The sequence below is a fragment of the Cupriavidus sp. FW305-26 genome, assembly GCF_058787975.1.
Window position 1 is genome coordinate 135,509 of record NZ_JBYTAH010000003.1, and the last position, 24,176, is coordinate 159,684.

A 24,176-nucleotide genomic window follows, 5' to 3' on the forward strand; every position below is an offset into this window, starting at 1 on the left:
TATCGCATCTTTTATCTCGTGCCATCAACATTGATACCGCGCTCGATGGAGTTGGACTATTCTAGTCACGGCCGCTCATACATTGCTATCAGCGCTTCGGGCGGTATCACTGTACCGTTAGCGTCTAACGTACTGATTTTCAGGCGGAGGAGTTCTTGTGGCTGCGGTTCGACTAAATAGGGAGCACTCTGCCCGCATTCAGCACGCCCACAAACATCCGGCGCGAGCCAATGAGGTCGCGCCATGCACCAAAGGAACCCCAACATGAAGAAGCTCACGACCGCATTTGGCGCTCCTGTCGCCGACAATCAAAATATCCAGACTGCCGGTGCGCGCGGACCTGCACTGCTACAGGATGTCTGGCTCTTGGAGAAACTGGCGCACTTCGACCGCGAGGTCATCCCCGAGCGCCGCATGCACGCAAAAGGCTCCGGCGCCTACGGCACATTCACGGTTACGAAAGACATCGCCAAGTACACGCGTGCCGACCTGTTCTCGGAAATCGGCAAGAAGACGGAAGTGTTTGTGCGCTTCTCGTCAGTGGCCGGCGAGCGTGGTGCGGCCGATGCCGAGCGGGACATCCGCGGCTTTGCGATCAAGTTCTACACGGAAGAAGGCAACTGGGACCTGGTGGGCAACAACACGCCAGTGTTCTTCCTCCGCGATCCGCTCAAGTTCCCCGATCTGAACCACGCCGTGAAGCGCGACCCGCGTACCGGCTTGCGAAGCGCCGAGAACAACTGGGACTTCTGGACCAGCCTGCCCGAAGCGCTGCACCAGATCACCATTGTCATGAGCGACCGCGGCATCCCGCGCAGTTGGCGTCATATGCACGTCTTCGGCAGCCACACGTACAGCTTCATTAGTCAGGACATGCAGCGCTACTGGGTAAAGTTTCACTTCGTGACCCAGCAGGGCATCCAGAACCTGACCGACGCCGAGGCTGCCGAAGTCACGGGGCAGGATCGCGAGTATCACCAGCGTGACCTGTACGAAGCCATCGACCGTGGCGATTTCCCGCGCTGGAAGCTCTGCGTGCAGATCATGCCCGAGGCCGATGCCAGCAAGGTGCCGTACAACCCATTCGACTTGACCAAGATCTGGCCGAAGAAGGACTATCCGCTGATCGAAGTTGGCATGCTGGAGCTCAATCGCAATCCGGACAACCACTTCGCCGAAGTCGAGCAAGCATCGTTTGCACCGTCGACAATTGTTCCTGGCATCGGCTTCTCTCCGGACAAGATGCTGCAGGGCCGTCTGTTCTCGTATGGCGACGCCGCGCGCTATCGTCTGGGTGTCAACCACCATCTGATCCCGGTGAATTCGCCGAAGGCCGCGAAGTATGTCAACAGCTATCACCGGGATGGCCGGATGCGCACGGACAACAACCAGGGTGGCACCATCGCGTATGAGCCAAATACGAAGGGCGAGTGGGCTGACCAGCCCGACTTCCTCGAGCCGCCGCTGACGCTGGAAGGCGCGGCCGACCACTGGAACCATCGCGCGGACGACGACTACTTCTCTCAGCCGGGGGCGCTGTTCCGCCTGATGTCGCCAGCGCAGCAGCAGTCACTGTTCGACAACACGTCTCGTTCGATCAAGGGTGTATCGAAGCACATTCAGCAACGCCACATCGACCACTGCACGGCCGCCGACCCGGCCTACGGTGCCGGCGTAGCTGCGGCGATTGAACGTATCGAAAGCCAAAGGTAAGAACGGCCCTGCGTCTGACCTGTACAGCTCTCTCCCGCCTTGCGGGGGAGAGAACAAGGATAATGACCCAAGCTATATCAGACTGGAAACGGAACATGACGCCTGAGGAAGAGGCTCGCGTGGTCGCCGCGCTGGCCGAGGTTTTCAACCTGGTGCGCCAAGGGGATGCGGGTTCGCTTGCTGCCCTGATTGCGCGCGGCTTGTCGCCGGACCTGCGCAACGAGAAGGGCGACAGCCTTGTGATGCTGGCCGCCTACCACGGACAGGTGGACACCCTGCGCACTTTGCTTGATGCCGGAGCCTCGCCTGACATGTGTAACGCGGCTGGCCAGACACCAATTGCCGGAGCGGCCTACAAGGGCTTCAAGGACGTAATTGAAGTACTGCTGGCGTATGGCGCCGACGTCGAAGGCGCGTCGCCAGACGGCCGCACTGCGCTAATGGTCGCCGCGATGTTCGACAGGACTGAAATCGTAGATCTACTAGTCTCAAGCGGCGCCAACCTCGGCGCGCGCGACAATTGGGGCATGACCGCCGCCGATGCAGCCGCCTTCATGGGAGGCCGGCACCGCGGTCATTGATACGCTGGCCGCGTCGCCTCTTAGCGATGCCGCTGAACGTGAGCCAATTTACCCCAATACCGACGCTAAAGTGGTATTGACGATTCGAGAGTTCGAGCAGTCTCTGATTCAGGAGATCGGAAAATTTACCGTCATGCCACCCACCGAGGTCTACAGGGGGACAATGGCGGGTAGCCACGCTACAGGTTCCCTTTACAAGTCACCCTCTGACGCCTTGTGTGCATTGTGCAGTCTCTGCGAAGGAAGTGCGGGACGATCCAATCCGATGGGTTTGCGCTGTTCCCTCTCCGCTACTGGCATCCGCTCTTTGCAGCTTGGCAAGTTGCAAAGCGTCAGGTCCTACGCGGCTGAGGAGGTCGCCCATGGACTAGCGGCTGAGGAGGTCGCCCATGGACTCCGCGGCATACTGGTGCGAGCGCATCCGCGCCTGCGGGTCGTAGATGCGGCAGTCGATCATCAGCTCGTCGGCACCGGTCTGGTCAACGATCTTCTCAATCCACGCGCCGACGGTCGGCTTGTCGCCGGCCACGGTGCAGGCCATGACCTGGTCCAGGACTTCGCGCTCGTGATCGGGCAAGCGCCGCACGTAGTCCTCCACGGGCTTGGGCAACAGGCCAAGGCGCCCCATGTGCAGGTTCAGCATCCATTGTTGGTGCGAACTCGCCAGGTACTCCGCTTCCTCGTTTGTCTCAGCCGCGAATATATTCACGCCGACCATGACGTACGGCGTGGCGAGTTGCTGCGAGGGCCGGAAGTTGTTGCGGTAGTGGGTGATCGCCTGGTGCAGGTAACGCGGCGCGAAGTGCGAAGCAAATGCATAGGGCAGGCCGAGCTTTGCCGCAAGATCGGCACCGTACATGCTGGAGCCGAGAATCCAGAGCGGTACGTCATGCCGTTCCGGAACCGCGCGCACCGGCTGCTTGCCGTTGTCGGCCAGATAGTCCATCAACTCGACGACATCCTGCGCAAAGTCGCGTTCCCTGGCGCCGCGTCGCAACGCCTGAACCGTCGGGCCGCCGCTGCCTGGCGCGCGTCCGAGGCCAAGATCGATTCGACCTGGATATAGCGCTTCCAGGGTGCCGAACTGCTCGGCGACAACCAGCGGTGCATGGTTGGGCAGCATGACGCCACCGGACCCGACACGGATGGACGACGTGGCCGAGGCGATATCGCTGATGATCAGCGAGGTGGCGGCCGAGCCAATGCCTGGCATATTGTGATGCTCCGCGACCCAGTAGCGACGGAAGCCATGCTGCTCGACATGCCGGGCCAGCTGGCGCGACTCATCCACGGCCTCGGCAAGACTCTTGTCTTGTCCGATCATTACCAGATCCAGGACGGACAGGGCGGTCATAGGAACTCCATTGAGAGGTTGCAAGGGGCAGGGCAGCGGCCCACGCCCCTGGTTTTGGTGAGCAAGTCTGAGGCGGCGCTATGCCTTGTCCGCCTGTCATGCCTGGCGGTGGCTGGCCTGTCTTTCATGGGTCGGCTCGTTTGCCGGTGCTCTGGCCGGATCGTAAGCCGGGTAGTCGATGTACCCACGGGCGCCGCCACCATAGAAGGCCTCACGCCCGGCTTCCGCCAATGGCCAATCGTTGCGCAAGCGCTCCACCAGGTCCGGATTCGAGATAAACGGCCGGCCGAACACAATCACATCGGCCTGCCCTGCGTCCAGGGCCTCTCGGGCGCTTTCCGAATTGAAACCGCCTGCCAGCATTAGCGTGCCCTGGTAGGCCTTGCGGAAAGCCTGCTGGAATGCGGGCGATTCGAGGTGACTCGCGTGCATGTAAGCCAGGCTGCGGCGGGACAATGCCTCGGCCAAAGCGAGCCAGGTCGCTTCCTCTTCTTCGAACGCATGCAGGTCGTTAAGCCGGGCCTGCGGCGACACGCGCACGCCCACGCGCGCATTGCCAATCTCACCGGCGACCGCATCGACGGTCTCCAGCAGGAGGCGCAGCCGGTTGTCGATGGACGCGCCCCCATATTGGTCGGTGCGGGTGTTCAGGCCGGCATTGATGAACTGCTCGAACAGGAACCCGTTACCCGCATGGATTTCGACGCCGTCAAAGCCAGCGGCCATGGCGTTGCGTGCGGCGTTGCGAAAGTCCTCGATCACGCCGCGGATGCCGGCCAGGTCCAGGGCCGCCGGCGCGCTGACCTGCACCTGGGCCGGCTGACCGTTGGTGTCGTAGGCGAGTACCTGGGTATCGGCTGCCGTTACCGCCACCGAAGAGACCGGTGCATTGCCGTCCGCTTGTAGCGAAACATGCGAGACCCGCCCGACATGCCAGAGCTGGATGAAGATCCGGCCGCCGGCGCGATGCACTGCGTCGGTGGTGCGCTGCCATCCTGCGATTTGCTGGGGCGTGTGGATCCCTGGCGTGTACAGGTAGCCGCGGCCCTGAGCCGAGACCTGGGCGCTTTCGGTGATGATCAGGCCGGCGCTGGCACGCTGGGCGTAATACGTGGCCATATCCGTCGGCGGGACGGTGTCGACTGCCCGGGCGCGTGTCATCGGCGCCATGACGACGCGATTTGGCAACTGCAGGCCGGCAAGGTCATAAGGATCGAAGAGGGATGTCATGGCAAGGGCTCCGGGTAGCAGGTGCGAGTATTGGCGTGCGTGCTGCCGGTTCACGGATGCGAAGGGAAGTGTGGCAACACGTACTCCGCCAGTTCGTCCAGGATCTCGCCATAGGGCTGGCGGCTGACCTTCGGATTGAGGGCAACGTGGGAAATGCCGGCTGCCTGAGCCAGTTCCAGATAGTCACGCAGCCCGTTGCGTCCGGCGCGGAAACCGCCAGGGAAGCGCTGGAACGGCACATCCGGGTCTTCGGCCAGGTCGAGGTAGCCTCCCAGCCCCAAAGGCTTGAAGGCTTGCTCACCCGCCGCAGCGTGCACGTGCTTGCGCCACTCTTCGCCGAGCTGTGCCAGCCCGTACGGAGCGGGCGCTCCTCCCAGGAATCCGTCCAGGTTATGCGCCAGCCATTCCATGCTTTGCTGTGCCTGGCCCACGGCGATGGCGGGAACTCGCCCGAACGGCGCCTTGGGAACCAGGTCGAGGGCGCCAGGCGATCCTCCGAAGCGTGCAGACTGAAAGCTCGGAAAGCTTTCTTCAGACAGCGTCCGGAAGACGCCATAGGCGTCGCGATAGCGCTCGCCGCGGCTCTCGTAGTCGATGCCGAACATCGGGTAATCGCTATAGCGGTCGCCTGAGGACAGCCCGAGCACCAGCCTGCCACCACTGAGTTGGTCCAGCGACGTCGCCTGCTTGGCCAGGTTCATCGGCTCGCGCGTTGGAAGCACGATGCCAGTGGTACCCAGGGCAATTCGTTCGGTCGCAGCAGCCAGGTACGAGATGTAGACCATTGGCTCGAAAATCTGTGCCACATCGCCGTAATTCGGATCGAAGAAGGGTACGTCGCGCATCCAAAGTGCGCCGAAACCCAGCTGCTCGGCGCGCTGGGCCATCTGCACGTGGCCGCGCATGGTCGGCGCGGGCCGTCCCGGATGGGTTTCGAGCGGGAGGATCAGCCCGATGGTCAGGGCACCTGGCTGGAACAGGCGCTGGAAGCCCGGATGCTGTTGCAGGGCCGGGTGCGGGCTCGGCAGCTCGGCAGGCAACGCCTTTGGGGTGGCAGAGGCTGGGACAGTCATGGCAGAGGACCACTGGGGATTGGGATGTCGTAAGTCTCATTGAATCCCGTGTGGAGATAAACCGCTTTGCGAGACCGGCACTCGGTCCTCATGGGCCCCAATCCCACCCCCCAACACTCTCCTGCAGCCCGCTGTTCAGCAAAGTGGCGCGAGTCAGGTATTGGCCTGTGTACCAGGCTCCCATGGCACACCAGCTTCCCACCGTGCCACCAGCAGGTCGATGAACGCCCGGATGCGCGGCGACAGGTGGCGCTTGCTGGGATAAACGACCCGGATGGGGTCAGGCGTTGTGCGATACGCGCCAAGCACTTCCACCAGCGTGCCCGCGCGAACGTCGGCGCCCGTGAGATAGGACGGCAGGCAGACCAGGCCGAAGCCAGCCAGCGCCGCTTCGCGCATCGCCTCCGAACTGTCGATGCTCAGGCGTCCCGGGCCATCAAACAGATAGTGGCCTTCAGGCGTGTCAAAGCGCCACGGACGTGGCCGCTCCGCGCTCTGGAAGACAATGGTGTCGTGACCGGCCAGGTCCTGCGGAACTTGTGGCACCCCACGCCGGGCTAGATACTCCGGTGAGGCGCACGTGAGGAACTGCTGCTCGGCAATCGTGCGAGTGAGGATCTGCGAGTCATCCTTCGGGATGCCGATACGGATGGCAATGTCGAAGCCTTCTTCGATGAGGTCCACGAAGCGGTCGGTGAACGAGATATCCGCACGCAGCTCGGGCCACTGCTTCAGGTAGGCATCAAGGACCGGCAGGATGTGGCGCTGTCCGAAGGACAAGGGTGCCGTCAGCTTGAGGGTGCCGGTTGGCCTGCCGCGGCGCAGTGCCATGGTGGCATCCACCTCCTCGAGGTCTTCCAGGATCTGGCGCCAGCGTTCATATACCACCAGGCCCTCGTCAGTCAGGCTCAGCTTGCGCGTGGTGCGGTTGAGCAGGCGCACGCCCAGTCGCCCCTCCAGGCGCACGATGCTCTTGCCAATGGCTGAACGGGTGAGGCTGAGCGAATCGGCGGCGGCGGTAAAGCTGCCAGCCTTTACTGCCGCCACGAACGCGGCGATGTCGCCGAATCGGTTGGGCTCCATGGTGTTGTGTCCTCACACCCACAGCGGGGCATCAGCGTTCCCTGACACGGGAATCCAAATCCCCAATCATCGCCTTATCCTTGCTACCTGTCCACAAGGCAGAGCAATGCGGGCTAATGCGGCGGGCCGAGTTGCTACCAAGGCATTGGGTCAACGCAGACCTCGGAGCGTGCCGCTCGCCGTTTAGCGGAGTCATCACTATGAATAACCCTTCAATCGGTCCAGTGCCTGCGGAATTGCAGGCCCACCCCGGATACCGCCGGGTCTTCCAGCCTGGCCGGCTGACGTTTGGCTTCATCATGCCCCTGGAGGGCTATCCATCGTCGCCGTTCCCCACTCTGCAAGACCATCAGCGCCTGGCCACGATGGCTGACGAGGCGGGATTTTCTGCGCTATGGATGCGCGATGTTCCCTTCTACGACCCCAACTTCGGGGATACCGGGCAGATGCTGGACCCGATGGTGTATCTGGGCTTTCTCGCTGCTCACACCAAAAAGATCGCGCTGGGCACAGCCGGCATCATCCTGACGCTGCGCGACCCGCTCATCGTCGCCAAACAAGCCGCATCCGCTGATCAGCTGCTGCAAGGCCGCTTGCTGCTGGGGCTTTCAACTGGTGACCGCGCCATCGAATATCCGGCGTTCGGGGCGGACTACGAGAGCCGCGGGGACCGCTTCCGCGAAGCCTTCGGTCTGATCAAGACGGTTACGGAGCAGTCCTTTCCGCGCGCGGCCACTAGCTACTACGGCACCTTCCGCGGCGAGATCGATCTGATTCCGAAGCCGGTGGGTGGGCGCATGCCCATGCTGGTGATCGGCCGGGCCCGCCAGGATCTCGGCTGGATCGCCAGGCACAGCGATGGCTGGATCTGGCACCTGAGCGACCTCGACCGGATGCCGCAGCTATTGGAAAGCTGGCGGGCCAGCCATGAGGAGGGGTGGCTGCGGCCATACGGCTATGCCGCGTTCTTCGACCTGTCCGAGAACCCCAACGCCCCGTTGCAGTACGTCGGCAACGGCATCCGCGCCGGCCGCAACGCTTTGATCGCCCTGTGGCGAAGGCAGCAGGCTCAGGGCGTCAGCCACGTCGCGCTTAACCTCAAGCCCTTGCGCCGGCCCGCGGCAGAGGTGCTGGAGGAACTGGCGGAATTTGTCCTGCCCCACTTCCGGGCCGACTGAATGGAGAAATCAATGTCGTCCACTGTTACACGTCATCAACTTCTGGATCTGCTTGCTGCCTTCTGCGATACGTGGGCCGGAAGACCGTCGATGCCTGCGGAAGATCTGCTGGCCGATGCAGTCGAGCTGTTCAGCAGCCACCGTGGCCATTTCCGGGGAGCCCATGATGTCCTTGGGGCGCTGGCCAGCGACTTCCCAGGCCTGGAGGCCGTGCATATCGCCGCGACCAATCGTGTTCCTCGGGCATATGGGAGCGAGAGCATGGTCAGCGCCTATTTTCATGGCGAGGCGCGGCAATCTGCCGGCAACGCTGAAGCGGTAGCGTTCGGCGGCGTGGTGATCCTGTCTTTCGAGAGCCAGGGAAGCCGTGCGCGCATACGCGAAATCAGGATCCAGCTCCATTGGGTCCATGGCGAGTCGGCCAGGCTGACGGGCTGGCAGCTGCCGCCGACCGACAGGGCATGGCAGCCCGGCGATCCGCCTGCCGTCGTCGTCAGCGAGCTGGATGCACCGTGGCATCGAATCCCGGTGTCGGAATTGGCCACCAGCAACGAGGAGGCGGCCGCCGAGGCTTGGTTCCGCTATGCCTGGGCCCTGGATCAAGCCGATTTCGTGTTGTTCGGTCAATGCTTCAGCGAGGATGCCGAGGCTGAACTGACGCCCATGGGACATCTGAAAGGGCGCCGCGAGTTGATGGCAACGCTCAAGGCGTTCCGCCTGCCGTGGCCGTGGATGCAGCATTATGGTGAGCCGCTGCAGGTCGAGATCCAGTCCGACGGGAGCAGCGCGGCGCTCCTGTTGGGACGCGTTATGCCCGGGCGGACGACAACGCCGGAGAACAAACCGCTCTACGGCGCGCACTATCGCATACAGCTGATCAAGGACGATGGCGAGACATGGCGGATTGGCCAGATGGCATACGTGCCGGGCTGGTTCAGCGTCTGATTTGGACACGTGCAACGGCGGGAGCGCCTCGCGTACAGATATTGTCCAGGTGCGCGAATCACACCTATGCTTCACCGAGTCTCCGGTTGTCGAGCGTAGCGCCAAAATCGGGGGCACCGAAAGCCACGTCACGATCGGGAACGAGCCATGGACCTACTCAATCACGCTTATGAGCGCACCCTTGCCGCCGGGCAATTGACCGTAGGCTTGATGACCCCGCTCGGGCGCAAGCCCGGTGAGATGGCCGACATCGAGTCTGAGCTGCGCCTGGCCGCACGCGCCGACGCCCTCCAGTTCGCTGCGCTTTGGGCCCGCGACGTACCTCTGATGATCCCGCAAGGATCCACCATGGAAGCCGCGGCGCTGGATGACCCGTTCGTGTGGTTGTCATTCCTTGCCGGGGTAACCCGTTCGATTGCACTCGGTACGGCCGCAGCGGTGCTTCCACTGCGACACCCGATCCACCTGGCGAAGTCCGCCCTGTCGCTGGACCGGCTGTCGCAGGGCCGCTTTATCCTGGGCTTAGGCTCCGGTGACAGGGAGGCCGAATTTGCGGCGTTTGGCCTCGACCCTGAACAAAGGGCAGAAGCGTTCCGGACGCGATGGGCGATCGTCAGGGCGGCGCTGTCGCCTTCGCAGGCCGATCGTGCCGCCTTGCTGAGCGCCACCGATGGCTACGATCTTGCTGTGCCGCCGGCTGCTCGCGTGCCGATGATGGCGGTGGGTTCAGCCCGGCAAACCTTGCAATGGATCGCAGCCCATGCAGACGCATGGGCCACGTACCACAGAGAGGAAGTTCGCCAGCAGGGGCGCATTGGCCTCTGGCAATCCGCGCTACGAGAACGGTCCCCTGGTATGCCAAAGCCGTTCGTTCAGTCCATACACCTGGACCTGGTCGACGACCCTTCGACCGAGGCAGTACCTATCGAACTGGGCCTGCGAACTGGCCGCTGGGCATTGATCGATTATCTGAAGCGACTGGAGGCCAATGGTGTCGCCCACGCCATGCTGCATCTCGCCCCCGGTCCGCGGCCTCTTTTGGGCGTTGTGGAAGAACTTGGTATGGCTGTTCTTCCGGCTTTGCGCCAGTGAATTGTTTCTGCCGGTCCGACTTTACCAGGCCTTCTTCACACCAGGCGATCCTCATCACTCGATTGCCGATGAGGATTCCCCAGTCGGTCATGTGCGTGCCTTTCGTCAGGCAGCCTTGCGGTTTCGCTCTTCGCTTCAGCGTATCGGCAACGATTCACAGCGGCGCCTCGATCAGGTCTAAACACCCCACCAAGTTCAAACACGAATGCTTGGACGCGCCTGCCAAGTGGAACCTGGTGCGCGCTAAACGGTGTGGAAGGGTCATAGTTCCGGAACGCAAACCAGCTGCCGATTAGGGATCCATTGTCCCGTATTCCGGGACACCATCCCTCTATATCACCAACATCAGATCCCTGACACTGCAGTCATTCAACAGCGGGGTTGGTGGGCAGCATTGAATAGCTGACTACCGCACCATCAACCGACGCACCGAGATGTCGTCCGGCCCAGGCAAGGCGGCATAAGGAGCGGAAGCCAGCCGAGTATGGCTACCCGTTGCACCACGCTCGCCTTTATCGAGGCGTTTCGTTTTCAGGCAGCGAACAGGGTATTCCTTTCGCGCCGAACACCCCGTGTCTTTTCAGGAGAAAGCGCACATGCCAAACCTATTTGATTCCTACCAACTCGGCGCGATCCCGCTCGCCAACCGTGTCGTGATGGCGCCGCTGACCCGCTCCAGAGCGGATGCAAACGATGTCCCTTCCGCATTGATGGAGCAGTACTACGTTCAGCGCGCCGGTGCAGGGCTGTTGATCTCCGAAGCGATCAATGTGACCCGCAACTCCCAGTCCTTCGAGGGATCGCCTGGCCTGTACAGCCCGGAGCAGACCGAAGCGTGGCGGCGCATCGTGGAAAGCCTGCATCTGGCGGGCGGGCGCATCGTAGCGCAACTTTGGCACACCGGTCGAGCGAGCTCTTTCGCGATCCTGAACGGGAATGCGCCGGTTTCTCCCTCGGCTGTCAACGATGACCTGCACCAGCTTCATGTCTGGGGAAAACTGCAGAACGGCGTATACACCAGGATCCATGCCACCCCATCGCGCGCAATGAGTACGCAGGAGGTGAAGGCCGCCATTCAGGAATATCGGTATGCTGCCGCCAATGCGCGCACTGCCGGCTTCGATGGTGTCGAAGTCCATGCGGCCAACGGCTATCTGCCACATCAGTTCTTGTCCGCAACGACCAACCAACGGGACGACGAATACGGAGGCTCCGTCGAAAATCGTGCCCGCTTCTTGCGCGAGATTATCGAGCAGGTTTCGCGAGTGATGCCGATAGATCGGATCGGGGTGAGAATCTCCCCATTCGCGGCATACAACAATGTGCGTGACCTCGATCCAGTGGGCACGTACCAATATGTCGCAGCCATGCTTCAGGATCTTGGCGTGGCTTACGTTCACATCGCGGATACCAATGGCTGGTTCGACCGTCCAGACTTGCCCAATATCCTCGAGATCGTGCGGCCAGCGTACTCCGGCTCGCTGATTGTCAACGGCGGTATCAGTCCGGAAAAGGCAAAGCAACTGGTGAGCGAAGGCACGACAGACCTGGTTGCATTCGGCCGTGCGTTCATCGCCAACCCGGACCTGGTGTCGCGACTGAAGCACGACATTCCGCTTGCACAATCCAGCCCGGAAGACTGGTATGGCGGTTCCGCCAAAGGCTACACCGACTACCCGGCGCATGCTGCCTGATGCAATGATCCTCCGTTCAACAGGAAAGGAGGAACACCTCATCGACCTGGTACCGGGAGCAATCGAGATTAATGATCATGAATTTTAGCAACCTGAAGAAATTTTCAAAGACCGCTGTTCTCGCTGTAGTTGGCGCACTCGCAATTGCCAATTTTAGTGTTGTGGTTTTAGAGCGCATTGAAGTGGCCGCCGTCGGCAGTCTGCCATCCATGAATTCAACGACAATGATTGCCGGAATGGACCGAACAGGGCCTTCGGAGCCGCCAAAGAGAACAGGCGAACACGAGCGCAATCGAGTGGCGTAACGGTTAATACTTGCCTCCTTCGTCTGCATTGAATGGCGTGATTCAGTGCAGACTTGGGCAGGAATCCAATCATGCTGACAAGAGAGCTGATTAGCACAGGTGCTTACCTGGAATCGTTTCAGGATCTGCCGGAGCAATTCCGCTGGTCCCGGGAGCGCATCGAAACCTCAATGCGCGAAACCCTGGCGCGACGTCCGCAACCTGAGGAACCGGTCTGGGTGTTCGCATACGGCTCGCTGATCTGGAATCCACTATTCCACTTTGCCGAGAAGCAACGGGCGACGCTGCATGGCTGGCACCGTAGCTTCTGCATTCGCCTCGTCACGGCACGCGGAACCAGCACGCACCCTGGTCGCATGCTGGGGCTCGAGCTGGCCGGAGAGTCGGTTGGTGTGGCGTTCAGGCTGAGAGAGGATGAATTGGTTCACGAACTCATGATGGTGTGGGTGCGAGAAATGGTGGGCGGTGTTTATCAGCCGACGTGGGGGGAGGTCAAGCTGGCCGATGGCAAGACCGTGAGCGCTATCACGTTTGTCGCCGATACGGCGCACGCCTTGTACGAGGATGATTCGTCGATCGCGACAACCGCTCCGATGATTGCGACCGCAAATGGGCATCTTGGAAGCAATCGCGACTATTTGCTGCAGCTCGACGAATCCCTAGTTGAGCACGACATTTCCGACGACTACGTTAAAAGTCTTGCCGAGGCGGTTCGTGTACACCGGACTTCGGGCGGTTCCTCTTCACCGAAAAGCTAACCAGGGCATGGTCACCGGCATTGGCTTGGCAAGCCAGAGGACATCCGTGCGATAGTCTGCCGATTAAGCCAGTTTGTCATACGCACGCATTACGGAAGTGCGTATGTGGACGCCTCCCGGGTTGCAAGCGGCTTGACATGGTGGTCAGCGGATCCGAACGTGAGGCTGGTGTTTCAGATCGAGCCCTGTGCAATCCATGGTGGTGATGCACCAGCGCCTTGATTGCCGGCATTCATGATCAAGTTCCGTGCCGTCGTCGCTTGAGACGGTGCTTGCAGGTATTCCCGGGGAAATTGGGTCTAATTGCTGTGTTGAAGCAGGCTTGCACCCTGTCCGGGCGAGATGCGCCGGACAAATCCGACCGATCGATGAGACCCCGCTGTCCTTCGAATGTCTTCCGTGACAGGCGAGCCTGCGTGAGAGAGCCGAACAGCTTTAAGGGAAAGGGGTGCACGCCGCAATCACGCGAAGATGTGCCGCGCGAGTTGGCTTGGCGAGGGGAAAGGAAGATGCGTCTCAACGGTCTGCAAGCCTGACCTTGGGGTGATATGGACGCATGCAGTACGAATTAATCGTCCTGGCCCGACGTGTACTGACCCGGATCGATATTGAGCTCGGCGAATTTTCGGTAGAGCGTGGAACGTGCGATGCCGAGCGCCTTGGCAGCGTAGTTGGCCTTCCGGTACTTGCGCAGCATCCCGATGATCAGTTGACGCTCATAATCCTGCATGGAAGACAGGTTGTCCGTTGGTGGCGGTTTCGGGCCGGCTTCTAGCCTCTCGGTTTGCTGAGGTGGTTGCGTGACTTCAGGCGGCAGGCAGGAAATATCGATGGGCCCTTCAGAACACAGCAGCGCCGCCTCGATGACATTGCGCACCTCGCGGGCGTTGCCTGGCCAAGTGTAGCGTTCGAGTGCCGCGCGGGCTTCTGGCGTGATGTCGACGGCAGCGATCCTGTGCTTCTCGCGCATGGCGCCGACAAACTGTTCGATCAAAGGGGGGATATCGCAAGGGCGCGCCCTCAGTGGCTTGACGGTCTTCTGCACGATCTTCAGGCGAAAGTAGAGGTCCTGGCGGAATTGTCCCTCGGCGACCAACTGCTCCAGATTCCGGTGGGTAGCCGCGATGATCCGACACTGTGCGCGCTGCGATTCGCACGAACCGACCCGTTGGTACGAGCCATCTTCCAATACCCGAAGCAGGCCGGCCTGCATTGCCAGCGGCAGTTCGCCGACCTCATCAAGAAACAGGGTGCCACCCCTCGCTGATTCGAAGTATCCGGCGCGGCCGCGTGGATCGGCGCCGGAAAACGCGCCTCTCACGTAGCCAAAAAACGTACTTTCCATCAACTCCGCGCTGATGGCGCCGCAATTGACTGGCAGATAGGGCTCATTGGAGCGGTGACTGCACGCGTGCAGATGTCTCGCCAGCAATTCCTTGCCGGTGCCGGTTTCGCCAATGATCAGCACATTGACGTCCGTCGTTGCCACGCGCTGGAGTTCGTCCAGCATGCGCCGGGTTTCCGGGTCGCGGGTCAGGAACTGGCCGAACCGCCTGACGGGATCCGCATCGCTTTGCGGAAAGGGCGCGCGTTCGGAAGTAGGCAAGCGGATTTGCGGCTCGCTGGCCAGCAGGATAATCGCGCCAATTCTCTCGCCGGATTCAGGCGAAGAAACGTCGATCGTTTGCCTGACCGGCGTGACCTGCAGCGATCCCGCCCCCCAGGCTGCGACGATCTTGCTGCAGCGATCGGTTGGCGAGTGAGCAACCACGCGTCCGACGTGATCCAGCGCTAACATTTCGTCGTGAGGGTAGCGGCGCGCCGTTTCGCCGAACGCTGAGATCAGCCGGCTACGCTCCAGTTCCCTGTACATGACCATGCGCGCTTGAATCGAGTTGGCCATCGACACAGTCAATGCCAATGCCTGGTCGCGGAAGGCGGATTCTTCAATAGTGAAGTCAACGACACCAAGGACGGTGCGCCCGTCAATGTCGAATATCGGCGCCGCGGCGCACGACCACGAATGCCAGCCTTCGCAAAAATGTTCCGTGGCAAAGACATGGACTGGCTGCCCCGTGGCAAGCGCGGTGCCCATTCCGTTCGTGCCTGCGGAAGCCTCGTTCCATTTGGAGCCCTCCACAATGCCCGAGCGAGTGGCAGCCTGTTCGCGGATCCTGGGAGCGCCCGTGATATGCAGGACACATCCCGTGGCTTCAGTAAGGATGATCAGGCCGGGAATCTCATCGAGAAAATGCCCTACATCCTGGATGACTGGCACAGAGGCGTTCAGCAGGCGCTGGCCCGACTGGAGACGCTGCCGGAACTCTTCCTCGTTGAGTCGCTGGGCTACCGTTAACGCAACGTCGACGCCGAGCGTGGTGCAGCGTTGCCATTCGTTGAGCAGAAACTGCTGGTAGGGCGGCCGCCGGTCGCTGATATCGATCAGCCCTGCATTGAAGCGTTCCCACAGGCTTCGCACGCCACGGGCATCTTTGTCGAAGCCGAAGTAGGGGCTTTGGTTTGAAGTCACCGCTTGTCTCCTTCTGGCTGCACAGTCTGAAGTGCGAGACCAGTTACCGGGCCTTTCCAGGCAGCCTTTTCTTTATCTTTAGATCATTACACAACTCCGTTTGGGAAGAAAGGGGGACGATTCGCCAGGCTTTGTCGCAGCCGGGTGAAGCTGCGGGCAAACTCGTGTGCACCACCACATCGTCCAGCGAGTACTTGTGCGTGACGAGGCAAGGAAGCCAGATGCGCTGGCTGAAAACGACATTGCGCATTCGGCACATGCGCTCCTAGCCGCCCGGGCACGACGACCGGGCCAGCGCCTTGCTTCGGCTCCATGACGTCGCGCACCACATTGCGTTTCGTCGGATCCAGCACGAAATCGGCACCCATCGACTTCTCGTTTCCAGGCGGGCGTCCACACGATCCACTGCGATGAGGCCTGCAACCTGCGGTCGTGCGCCAGCCATGCCGCTAGCAAGTCCACTCGCTCCAAAGCCGGCGTGTCCTGTCCCAAGACTCGCGAGACATTTTTGTCCGACCGGCCTCGGACAGATGCGGCACGTCCACTTGAAATCAGCGCATTTTCACAGGGAAAACCCTTGCTTTCTGTGCCAAAACCGGGTGGCACAGAACTTGATCTATGAGGTTTGCCCGTGATGTCGCATCTACAGGTAACACCAATGCATCTGGGGGCGGCGGTTCGCGACGCGCCGACCCGATGCAAAGGGAACTGACTACTACTCACAAGACTGAAAGGAGACGTATGGCTAGCGTTGAATCTGAAGCGCTCAAGACCTTGTATGCAGGTTGGGTCAAGACAATGAGCGAGAAGCCCGACATGTCGCTGGAAGAAGTGCGACAACTGTTCTCCCATTGGGGCGATGTCACCGCCGAACCTGGTGGTGTCGACTACATCGAAGTCAATGCCGCAGGCGTGCCGGCAATGTGGGCCATTCCCAAAGGGTGCGATCCGGACCGCGCACTGCTCTGCTCGCACGGAGGTGGCTATGTCGTCGGATCGATGTACACGCACAGGAAGATGTTCGCCCACATTGCCAAGGCCGTAGGCTGCCGGGCGCTGATTGTCGACTATGGCCGGGCTCCGGAGAATCCGCACCCGGGTCCGGTCAATGACATGACGACAGCTTATGAATGGCTCCTGAAGGATCAGGGCCTGAAGCCCCGGCATATTGCATTGGTGGGGGATTCGGCAGGCGGCGCACTTGCGTTGACAACCATTGCGTCAGCACGTGCGCGCGATCTTCCGCTGCCGGCGGCCACCATGCCGATTTCGCCGTGGGCGGGCTGGGATATCTCCGGGAAAACCTACGAGACCAACGCACATCGGGATGCCTTTGTGTCGAAGGACACCACGGAGTTTCTGGGGCCGCTGTTCATCGGTCCGGAGGGAGACCGCTACGACCCGTTGGCGAACCCGCTCTACACCGACTACAGCGGATATCCCCCGATCTACCTGACGGTGGGTAATGCGGAGACGCTGCTCGATGACAGCATTCGCATCGTCGAGAAGGCAAAGCAGGCCGGTGTCGAGGTGAAGTTCGATTGCTACGACGATATGCAGCACGTCTTCCAGTTCCTGGCCGGCGTGGCGCCCGAAGCGGATGACGTCATCCAGAGGATGGCGCAGTGGGTGCGCCCCCGCATCGGATTGGCATGAATGGATAACGCCAACCACGAACTTTCGACAATCGCCTTATACGAAGATTTCATCATGAACAGCGCTATTTCCTCAGCAACGACTCCTTCCGCCAGTCATGCAGCGGGCGACCACTATGACGTCCTGATCGTGGGCGCAGGCTTCTCGGGCGTCTACCAGCTCTACAACCTTCGCAAGCGCGGCTTCAAGGTGCGCCTGCTTGAAGCCGCGCCGGACATCGGTGGGATCTGGTACTGGAACTGCTACCCGGGCGCCCGGGTGGACACTCAGGTCCCGATCTACGAATTTTCCGATGAGACCCTGTGGAAGGACTGGACCTGGAAGGAACTCTTCCCGGGTTGGGAAGAGCTGCGCGAGTACTTCCACTATGTCGATTCCAAATGGCATGTGCGCAAGGACATGCAATTCAACGCGCGCGTGGCATCTGCAAACTTTGATGAGGCAAAGAAGCAGTGGACGCTGGAGACGACCGGCGGCGAGCAGTTCCAGGGCCGCTATGTGATCCTGTGCACGGGCTTTGCCGCGAAGCCGTATATTCCGAAGATCGATGGTCTGGAGTCCTTTTCCGGTCCGAAGCCGCATACCGGCGTCTGGCCGCAGGAGGGGCTGGACTTCAAGGGCAAGCGCGTGGGTGTCATCGGTACCGGTGCTAGTGCGGTGCAGGTTATTCAGGAGGCGGCCAAGACAGCATCCCACCTGACCGTCTTCCAGCGCACCATGAACATGGCATTGCCGATGGGGCCTCGCCAAACCAATTCCGAGATGCAAGCGAGGATGAAGGAAGCCTATCCCGAACGATATGCCTTGCGTCGACGGACATTCGCCGGATTCGATATGGACTTCCTGCCTGTAGGCGCCATGGAAGTGTCGCCGGAGGAGCGTCAGGCAACCTATGAGGCGGTCTGGGCGAAAGCGGGATTCCACCCATGGTTGGCGACGTTCAACGACGTGCTGTCAAACAAGGAGGCCAACGACACGGCGTACGCCTTCTGGCGGGACAAGACGCGTGCGCGCATCAACGACCCGGAAATCGCCAGTAAGATGGCTCCCGACACCGCACCCTATCCATTTGGCACCAAGCGGCCGTGCCTGGAAAACGGCTACTACGAGGTCTTCAACCAGACTAACGTCACACTGGTGGACATTCGCGAGAACCCCATCCACCACGTCACACCGACGGCGGTGGTCATGAACGACGGGGCGGAGCACGAGCTCGATATTCTTGTCCTCGGCACCGGCTTCGATGCGGTCACCGGCGGCATCCTGAGCATCGATATTCGCGGCACCGATGGTTCGACGCTCAATGATCGCTGGAAAGACGGCATTCGCGCTAACCTGGGCCTGGCAACCGCTGGTTTCCCGAACCTGCTTTTCGTGTATGGCCCCCATGCTCCCACAGGCTTCCTGAACGGGCCGACCGCTGCCGAAATACAGGGCGATGTGGTCATTCAGTGTCTCGAGCACCTGCGGGACAACGGATACCAGCGCATCGAGTCGACGACGGAAGCCGACGAATCCTGGGCCGAGCACGTGAATGACGTGGCATCCAAGTCGCTGTTCGTCCAGACCGACTCGTGGTACATGGGCGCCAACATTCCTGGCAAGAAGCGCGAGATGCTCAACTACCCGGGTGGCCTGCCTTTGTATCTGGAGAAGTGCGAAGAGAACGCCCGGAACGGCTATGAAGGCTTTGTGCTGTCGAGCTGAGCCGGCCAGGTAAGTCGGCAAGTCTGCCTGGCGTGAGCAGCGCCAGGTCAATCCGCTTTGCCCCGCGGGCGGTGCTGTCTGGTCTTGATCAGACGGCACCGCATTCACGTGGCACATCACCCTGCGGTCGCATCTCACCATGCATTGCGCCAGTCGGAATGCCGCCTTCGCATGCGGCGCTTGACGCAGAACATGGCGGGCGCATGTTGGCTTACCGAAGCCGTTGAGGGTCCACTGAGATGCCGAGGAGAAACCCAAACATGAGTCAATTTGATTTCCACACCACCCCAAAGATTACGTGTCAGCGCGGCGCAATCCGTCATCTTGGCACATTGGCCCGCGAACACGGAATGCGGCACGCCTTCCTGGTCACGGACGGCGGACTACATAAGGCCGGTCTGACGACATCGGCTATCGAGGCACTACGAGACGCGTCAGTGGAGGTCACGGTATACGCTGATGTGCTGGCCGATCCGCCAGAGGCCACCATCATTAATGCCGCCGACAGCGCGAGGCAGGCCGGCGCCGATGGCGTGATCGGCTTCGGTGGGGGCAGTTCGCTCGATACGGCCAAGCTGGTGGCCTTGCTCGCCCGTACCCCTCAGGCGATGGACGAGATCTACGGTGTGGGTCTGGCGCGCGGGCCCCGGCTGCCGCTGATCCAGATCCCGACCACGGCGGGCACTGGTTCCGAAGTTACGCCGATTTCCGTGGTGACTACACCCACGCATGAGAAGAAGCCGATTGTCGCAGGGCTGCTCCTGCCGGATCTCGCGCTGCTCGATTGCGAATTGACCGTCGGCTTGCCACCGGCGGTGACGGCCATGACCGGCGTGGATGCCATGGTTCATGCCATCGAGACCCTCACCACGCATCTGAAGAAGAACCCGTTGTCGGATGCGCTGGCGATAGAGGCGTTGAAGATGCTCTACCGCAATCTTCCGCTGGCGATCCACGACGGCAAGAACCTCGATGTTCGGGAACAAATGTTGCTCGGCTCCCTTTTTGCCGGCATGGCCTTCGCCAATTCCTCCGTCGGTGCCGTCCATGCACTAGCTTATCCGCTCGGGGTTCACTACCACGTGCCGCACGGGCTCTCCAACTCGCTAATGCTGCCCCATGTGCTGCGATTCAATCTCGAATCGGCAAGCGCCATCTACGCGCGGATGGGACGCGCATTGCTGCCGGAACTCGAATCGACCACCGACACCTACGCTGCGAGAAACTTTGTCGACGCCATCTGCAAACTGGTCTCCGACATGCCGTATGCGCACAGCCTGCGCGAGGTGAAGGTAAGGGGGGAGGACATCCCGATGCTGGCCCGGGACGTGATGAATATTCGGCGCCTACTGGTCCACAATCCCCGCGAGATCGAATACGACCAGGCGCTGGCCCTGTACGAGGCAGCCTACTGAATCACTGATATGACGACATCCATTCACAGAAACTACATCGGCGGCGAGTGGGTCGAAGGCCCGAGAACCGGCCAGAACATCAACCCCTCTGATACCGACGACGTAATTGGTGCCTACACCCGCGCCGACGCCAAGCAAGCCGAGCAAGCCATTGACGCCGCCTTTGACGTCCGAGGCGTTTGGGAAAGGTGGACGGCAGAGCAAAGAGCCGATGCGCTCGATCGAGTTGGCACGGAGCTCCTGGCTCGGTGCGAAGCGTTGGGGGAACTATTGTCGCGCGAGGAGGGAAAGACCCGTGGCGAAGGCGTTGCCGAAGCAGTGCGTGCTGGTCGCATCTTCAAGTTCTTTGCAGGCGAAGCGTTGCGCGTCAGCGGAGAAAAACTGCCGGTCATTCGCCCGTGTGTCGACGTCGAAGTGACGCGCGAACCCGAGGGCGTTGTGGGGATCATTACACCCTGGAACTTCCCGCTTGCTATTCCGGCCTGGAAAATTGCTCCCGCGCTGGCCTACGGCAACACCGTCGTATTCAAGCCCGCCGATCTGGTGCCCGGAAGCGCCTGGGCGTTGGCGGAAATTATCGTCCGCGCAGGAAAACTGCCCGCGGGCGTTTTCAATCTGGTCATGGGACCTGGTTCCAGTGTTGGTCAGGCCATCGCAGCTTCGCGAAAGGTCAGGGCCGTCAGCTTCACGGGCTCGGTCGATACGGGCCGGCACCTCGGAGTCACGTGTGTTCAGCGTGGCGCAAAGGTGCAAATGGAAATGGGCGGCAAGAACCCGCTGGTGATTCTCGATGATGCCAACCTGGACGTTGCGGTCTCCGTCGCCATTCAGGGGTCGTTCTACTCGACCGGGCAGCGCTGCACAGGGTCCAGCCGCCTCGTGGTGCAGGAGGGTATCCACGATGCCTTCGTGGCGGCGATGACAAGGCGCATGTCCGAACTTCGCATCGGCCATGCGTTGAAAGACGGGACCGATATCGGGCCGGTGGCGTCGCAGGATCAGCTTGAACAGGACTGCCAATACATCGACCTGGGAGTTTCGGAGGGCGGGCGCCTGGTTTCTGGTGGCGAACGTCTTGAGCGCGACACCCCAGGCTTCTATCTTTCTCCGGCACTGATCACGGAGACACGCAATGATATGCGTGTCAATCGCGAGGAAATCTTTGGCCCTGTTGCGACGGTGATTCGAGTCAAAGACTATGAGGAAGCTTTGGCCGTGGCCAATGACACCGACTTTGGGCTGTCGTCCGGCATCTGCACAAACTCCCTGAAGTATGCGACTGACTTCAAACGGCGCTCGGTCGCAGGAATGGTGATGGTCAACGTTCCGACTGCCGGGGTCGACTACCACTCGCCTTTCGGGGGTCGCAAAGGATCCAGCTACGGGGCACGCGAGCAGGGTACTTATGCGCGCGAGTTCTACACTGCGGTCAAGACGGCCTACACGCTGTCGTGATGGTGGCGCGGGGCGGTCGGCGGTTCAAGCCGGCCGCCTCACTACGCATCGAGTAGCGTACGAAGGGCCACGCGGTCTGCGCGACCCCATGTTAGGCTCAGGCAAGCACGTCGCGATGAACCTGCGCAATCGTTGGCGTGCCGAGCATAGCCATGTTCCTATCGACTTCCTCCCTGAGCAGGCTGATAGCATGTCTTACACCATGTATGCCACCGACAACCGCTGCATACATGAATGGTCGACCCAGGAAGACGAAGCGAGCGCCCAGCGCCAGCGCCTTGAGGACATCGCCACCTCGCCGGATGCCACTGTCCATCATCACGACCGTCTGGTCTCCGACCGCATCGCAGATATGCGGCAGTACGTGCAGGGGTTCGACTGCGCCATCCAGTTGGCGTCCACCGTGGTTCGAGACGATGATGCCATCCGCACCAAGCGAAACGGCGTGCCTGGCATCGTCAGCATGAAGAATGCCTTTGATGACCAGGTTTCCGGTCCAGCGCTGGCGGATCCGCGCAATGTCCGCCCAGGACAGGTGGTCCCGGCCAGTCGTGTCACGTATTGCCGAAGCCGAGAGCATGGGCGCGCCGCGGGTCGCGAAGGAGTTCTCGAAATGGGGCATGCCATGAGCGATGAGGGTTCGCAAGAAGGTTCCAGCGAGCCAGCGGGGGTGGGCCAGTCCGTCCATTGCGAGTCGGAGGGAGGGGCGCAACGGCAACGAGAACCCCGTCCGTACGTTGTTCTCGCGGTTCGCCCATACCGGGATGTCGACGGTAATGACGAGCGTCGAGAAGCCTGCTGCGCCGACTCTGTCTATCAACGCGTCGATGCGCGAGGTATCACCGGGAAGATAGGCCTGAAACCATGTGCCGGGGGCAGCGGCATGGACGGCTTCCATCGGAATCAGGGACGAGCCACTCATGATCGCCGGAATGTTCTCCTCCTGCGCCGCCTGCGCCAGCGCGATGTCGCCCCGATATGCCGAGATGGCGCTGATGCCCACCGGTGCAATGCCGAATGGAGATGCGTAGGTCTTGCCAAATATGGCGGTGTCTTGCGATCGATGGGATACGTCGATCAAGACCTTGGGGAGAAATCTAAGCTGCTCGAATGCGTTTCGATTGGCATTGAGGGATATGCCGTCCTCGGCGGCGCCGGAAATGTAGCCGAACAACGGCCGTGGCAGATGGCTGCGCGCGGCGGCTTCGAAGTCGGCCAGGGAAAGGATCTTCTGCAGCTTGGGAGGGAGATGTTTCTTCGCCGCATAGGCGGCGAGATGGCGCTGCGTGGCAGGCAGCCCCTCCGGAATTCTTGTGCCTTCGTGGAGTTTCATTTGTCTTCCTGCATTCTGCTCGTTCGAGTGGCGCGGCATCCGCATCGACACGATCGCAATACGGGATTAACAGCGCCAGCCCATCTCATGATGCGAGGGTGCCGCGTTGTCGCATCAGTTCACGGAACAGCGACTCATTCTTCTTGAAAGGCGCCCGACCGTGGAGGTAGAAATAGTTGTTCAGCACGACGAGGTCGCCGACCGGAAGGGAGACTTCCTTCGTGCCGGCGGACGCCTCCATGGAGGCCGACAACGCATGGAGAAAGGCCGCTTCGTCGCGGTCGGCGGGCTGGACGAACTGATCAATGAACGACATCGACAGTCCGAACTGGCTCTGGAAGAAAATGGGGCGCTCGACTCTATCGGAGACATTCTTGGAGCCTGGCGCCTTGTACTGGAAGGGCCTGGTCCCAAGTTTGTGATTGACGAATTGCTCGATCTCGTCCCAATCATCAAGATGCAAGAAACGCGATTCCCCACCGATGGCATTTTCTTCGGAAAATTTCATCATCAGCAGCCAGTCTGTCGCCTCACTGACAAACGTCCCGTCAGTGTGCATCGTGAACAGGCGATAGGCCTGGCGCAGGTAGGAGTCGCTGTCGTCCGTGTGTTTCACGATGAAGCGGGCGTAGTATGTCCCGGACATTGCATCGTGATTGCTGGGGCCGAGGATATGGCACACGGCCGTACCGAGCCGGACGAAGTCTGCAGAGTCATCCGAAAGGCCCTGGAGACCCATCGTGAATCCACCGTGGCGGCGGTTCTTGACCAAGTCAATCAAGGTTTGCGCGAAGCCGTTGCCAAGGCGCTGGACCAGCAGGTTGGCGAGGTGGTAGCGCATGAACGGGACGTACTCGAGATTCTGGACATCGACATGTCGGGCGTCGTCAAGAAAGCCGGAAAGTGCGGCCTCGTCGGCCGTGACATGCATGAGGCGATGGTGATCGGCGTGGGGCAACAGATGGAAGAGGGGTTGCTCGGGGGTGGAGAGAATCGCGTCTGCGAGCGGTGCGTTCATTGGGGTCTCCTTCTAAGTTCGGGACTCCATTTCAGCCTGCTTCCTGGTCGGCATCC

The 24,176-nt window shown here is 61.0% G+C and carries 19 protein-coding genes; 12 read left to right on the top strand and 7 right to left on the bottom strand.

The genetic code is table 11. From position 1 onward, the window contains the following. Positions 1–264: 264 nt before the first annotated feature. Together AC3WQZ_RS03670 and AC3WQZ_RS03675 are read left to right on the top strand one after the other, a co-directional pair. On the top strand, positions 265–1,713 hold the full coding sequence (locus AC3WQZ_RS03670; protein ID WP_058697566.1) for a catalase: 1,449 nt from the start codon (positions 265–267) through the stop codon (positions 1,711–1,713). 95 nt (positions 1,714–1,808) lie between these two features. Next, entirely contained in the window at positions 1,809–2,294 is a 486-nt protein-coding gene (locus AC3WQZ_RS03675; RefSeq protein WP_199414554.1) for an ankyrin repeat domain-containing protein, read from the top strand. A 367-nt stretch (positions 2,295–2,661) separates the two neighbouring features. On the opposite strand, the gene AC3WQZ_RS03680 is transcribed toward AC3WQZ_RS03675, so the two are convergent. From AC3WQZ_RS03680 to AC3WQZ_RS03695, 4 genes are all read right to left on the bottom strand, one after another. Then, positions 2,662–3,648 carry an LLM class flavin-dependent oxidoreductase gene (locus tag AC3WQZ_RS03680; protein ID WP_058697567.1) on the bottom strand — a complete coding sequence of 329 codons (987 nt, stop codon included), beginning with the start codon at positions 3,646–3,648 and terminating at the stop codon, positions 2,662–2,664. 96 nt (positions 3,649–3,744) lie between these two features. Then, entirely contained in the window at positions 3,745–4,878 is a 1,134-nt protein-coding gene (locus tag AC3WQZ_RS03685) for an alkene reductase (protein ID WP_058697568.1), read from the bottom strand. Between the two features lie 50 nt (positions 4,879–4,928). After that, on the bottom strand, positions 4,929–5,951 hold the full coding sequence (locus tag AC3WQZ_RS03690) for an LLM class oxidoreductase (protein WP_058697569.1): 1,023 nt from the start codon (positions 5,949–5,951) through the stop codon (positions 4,929–4,931). A gap of 153 nt (positions 5,952–6,104) precedes the next feature. Beyond that, a complete protein-coding gene (locus AC3WQZ_RS03695) occupies positions 6,105–7,034 on the bottom strand; it encodes a LysR family transcriptional regulator (RefSeq protein WP_058697570.1) in 930 nt (309 codons plus the stop codon). Between the two features lie 200 nt (positions 7,035–7,234). On the opposite strand from AC3WQZ_RS03695, the gene AC3WQZ_RS03700 reads away from it, so the two are divergent. From AC3WQZ_RS03700 to AC3WQZ_RS03725, 6 genes are all read left to right on the top strand, one after another. Continuing rightward, complete coding sequence (locus tag AC3WQZ_RS03700) at positions 7,235–8,212, top strand: LLM class oxidoreductase (RefSeq protein WP_058697571.1); 978 nt, start codon at positions 7,235–7,237, stop codon at positions 8,210–8,212. 12 nt (positions 8,213–8,224) lie between these two features. After that, positions 8,225–9,157: a nuclear transport factor 2 family protein gene (locus AC3WQZ_RS03705; protein ID WP_081050243.1), complete on the top strand. Its 933-nt coding sequence runs from the start codon at positions 8,225–8,227 to the stop codon at positions 9,155–9,157. Between the two features lie 147 nt (positions 9,158–9,304). Next, positions 9,305–10,249, top strand: a complete 945-nt coding sequence (locus tag AC3WQZ_RS03710) for a TIGR03571 family LLM class oxidoreductase (RefSeq protein ID WP_058697573.1) — start codon at positions 9,305–9,307, stop codon at positions 10,247–10,249. A gap of 596 nt (positions 10,250–10,845) precedes the next feature. Then, on the top strand, positions 10,846–11,943 hold the full coding sequence (locus AC3WQZ_RS03715) for an alkene reductase (protein WP_058697574.1): 1,098 nt from the start codon (positions 10,846–10,848) through the stop codon (positions 11,941–11,943). Positions 11,944–12,020: 77 nt separating this feature from the next. After that, entirely contained in the window at positions 12,021–12,248 is a 228-nt protein-coding gene (locus AC3WQZ_RS03720; protein ID WP_143010701.1) for a hypothetical protein, read from the top strand. A gap of 71 nt (positions 12,249–12,319) precedes the next feature. Then, entirely contained in the window at positions 12,320–13,006 is a 687-nt protein-coding gene (locus tag AC3WQZ_RS03725; protein ID WP_058697575.1) for a gamma-glutamylcyclotransferase, read from the top strand. Positions 13,007–13,574: 568 nt separating this feature from the next. Here the strand turns inward: AC3WQZ_RS03725 and AC3WQZ_RS03730 are convergent. After that, the gene (locus AC3WQZ_RS03730; protein ID WP_058697576.1) at positions 13,575–15,536 is read right to left on the bottom strand and encodes a sigma-54-dependent Fis family transcriptional regulator; all 1,962 of its coding nucleotides are present in this window, start codon (positions 15,534–15,536) and stop codon (positions 13,575–13,577) included. Positions 15,537–16,277: 741 nt separating this feature from the next. Here AC3WQZ_RS03730 and AC3WQZ_RS03735 point away from each other — a divergent pair. From AC3WQZ_RS03735 to AC3WQZ_RS03750, 4 genes are all read left to right on the top strand, one after another. Continuing rightward, complete coding sequence (locus AC3WQZ_RS03735; RefSeq protein ID WP_058697577.1) at positions 16,278–17,192, top strand: alpha/beta hydrolase; 915 nt, start codon at positions 16,278–16,280, stop codon at positions 17,190–17,192. After that, on the top strand, positions 17,193–18,899 hold the full coding sequence (locus AC3WQZ_RS03740) for a flavin-containing monooxygenase (protein WP_199414555.1): 1,707 nt from the start codon (positions 17,193–17,195) through the stop codon (positions 18,897–18,899). It abuts the gene before it with no gap. Between the two features lie 260 nt (positions 18,900–19,159). Next, positions 19,160–20,314, top strand: coding sequence for an iron-containing alcohol dehydrogenase (locus tag AC3WQZ_RS03745; protein WP_116318645.1), 1,155 nt, complete (start codon positions 19,160–19,162; stop codon positions 20,312–20,314). Positions 20,315–20,323: 9 nt separating this feature from the next. Then, a complete protein-coding gene (locus AC3WQZ_RS03750; RefSeq protein WP_058697579.1) occupies positions 20,324–21,769 on the top strand; it encodes an aldehyde dehydrogenase family protein in 1,446 nt (481 codons plus the stop codon). 97 nt (positions 21,770–21,866) lie between these two features. Here AC3WQZ_RS03750 and AC3WQZ_RS03755 read toward each other — a convergent pair whose 3' ends face one another. Together AC3WQZ_RS03755 and glaH are read right to left on the bottom strand one after the other, a co-directional pair. After that, positions 21,867–23,102: an alpha-hydroxy acid oxidase gene (locus AC3WQZ_RS03755; protein ID WP_058697580.1), complete on the bottom strand. Its 1,236-nt coding sequence runs from the start codon at positions 23,100–23,102 to the stop codon at positions 21,867–21,869. An 85-nt stretch (positions 23,103–23,187) separates the two neighbouring features. Further along, positions 23,188–24,120, bottom strand: coding sequence for a glutarate dioxygenase GlaH (glaH, locus tag AC3WQZ_RS03760; protein WP_058697581.1), 933 nt, complete (start codon positions 24,118–24,120; stop codon positions 23,188–23,190). Positions 24,121–24,176 lie beyond the last annotated feature (56 nt).

Coding starts and splice junctions, on each gene's coding strand:
- AC3WQZ_RS03705 (WP_081050243.1), top strand. CDS start 8,225: ATGTCGTCCACTGTTACACGTCATCAACTTCTGGATCTGCTTGCTGCC.
- AC3WQZ_RS03750 (WP_058697579.1), top strand. CDS start 20,324: ATGACGACATCCATTCACAGAAACTACATCGGCGGCGAGTGGGTCGAA.
- AC3WQZ_RS03720 (WP_143010701.1), top strand. CDS start 12,021: ATGAATTTTAGCAACCTGAAGAAATTTTCAAAGACCGCTGTTCTCGCT.
- AC3WQZ_RS03700 (WP_058697571.1), top strand. CDS start 7,235: ATGAATAACCCTTCAATCGGTCCAGTGCCTGCGGAATTGCAGGCCCAC.
- AC3WQZ_RS03695 (WP_058697570.1), bottom strand. CDS start 7,034: ATGGAGCCCAACCGATTCGGCGACATCGCCGCGTTCGTGGCGGCAGTA.
- AC3WQZ_RS03745 (WP_116318645.1), top strand. CDS start 19,160: ATGAGTCAATTTGATTTCCACACCACCCCAAAGATTACGTGTCAGCGC.
- AC3WQZ_RS03755 (WP_058697580.1), bottom strand. CDS start 23,102: ATGAAACTCCACGAAGGCACAAGAATTCCGGAGGGGCTGCCTGCCACG.
- AC3WQZ_RS03735 (WP_058697577.1), top strand. CDS start 16,278: ATGGCTAGCGTTGAATCTGAAGCGCTCAAGACCTTGTATGCAGGTTGG.
- AC3WQZ_RS03680 (WP_058697567.1), bottom strand. CDS start 3,648: ATGACCGCCCTGTCCGTCCTGGATCTGGTAATGATCGGACAAGACAAG.
- AC3WQZ_RS03715 (WP_058697574.1), top strand. CDS start 10,846: ATGCCAAACCTATTTGATTCCTACCAACTCGGCGCGATCCCGCTCGCC.
- AC3WQZ_RS03675 (WP_199414554.1), top strand. CDS start 1,809: ATGACGCCTGAGGAAGAGGCTCGCGTGGTCGCCGCGCTGGCCGAGGTT.
- AC3WQZ_RS03670 (WP_058697566.1), top strand. CDS start 265: ATGAAGAAGCTCACGACCGCATTTGGCGCTCCTGTCGCCGACAATCAA.
- AC3WQZ_RS03725 (WP_058697575.1), top strand. CDS start 12,320: ATGCTGACAAGAGAGCTGATTAGCACAGGTGCTTACCTGGAATCGTTT.
- AC3WQZ_RS03740 (WP_199414555.1), top strand. CDS start 17,193: ATGGATAACGCCAACCACGAACTTTCGACAATCGCCTTATACGAAGAT.
- AC3WQZ_RS03690 (WP_058697569.1), bottom strand. CDS start 5,951: ATGACTGTCCCAGCCTCTGCCACCCCAAAGGCGTTGCCTGCCGAGCTG.
- AC3WQZ_RS03685 (WP_058697568.1), bottom strand. CDS start 4,878: ATGACATCCCTCTTCGATCCTTATGACCTTGCCGGCCTGCAGTTGCCA.
- AC3WQZ_RS03710 (WP_058697573.1), top strand. CDS start 9,305: ATGGACCTACTCAATCACGCTTATGAGCGCACCCTTGCCGCCGGGCAA.
- glaH (WP_058697581.1), bottom strand. CDS start 24,120: ATGAACGCACCGCTCGCAGACGCGATTCTCTCCACCCCCGAGCAACCC.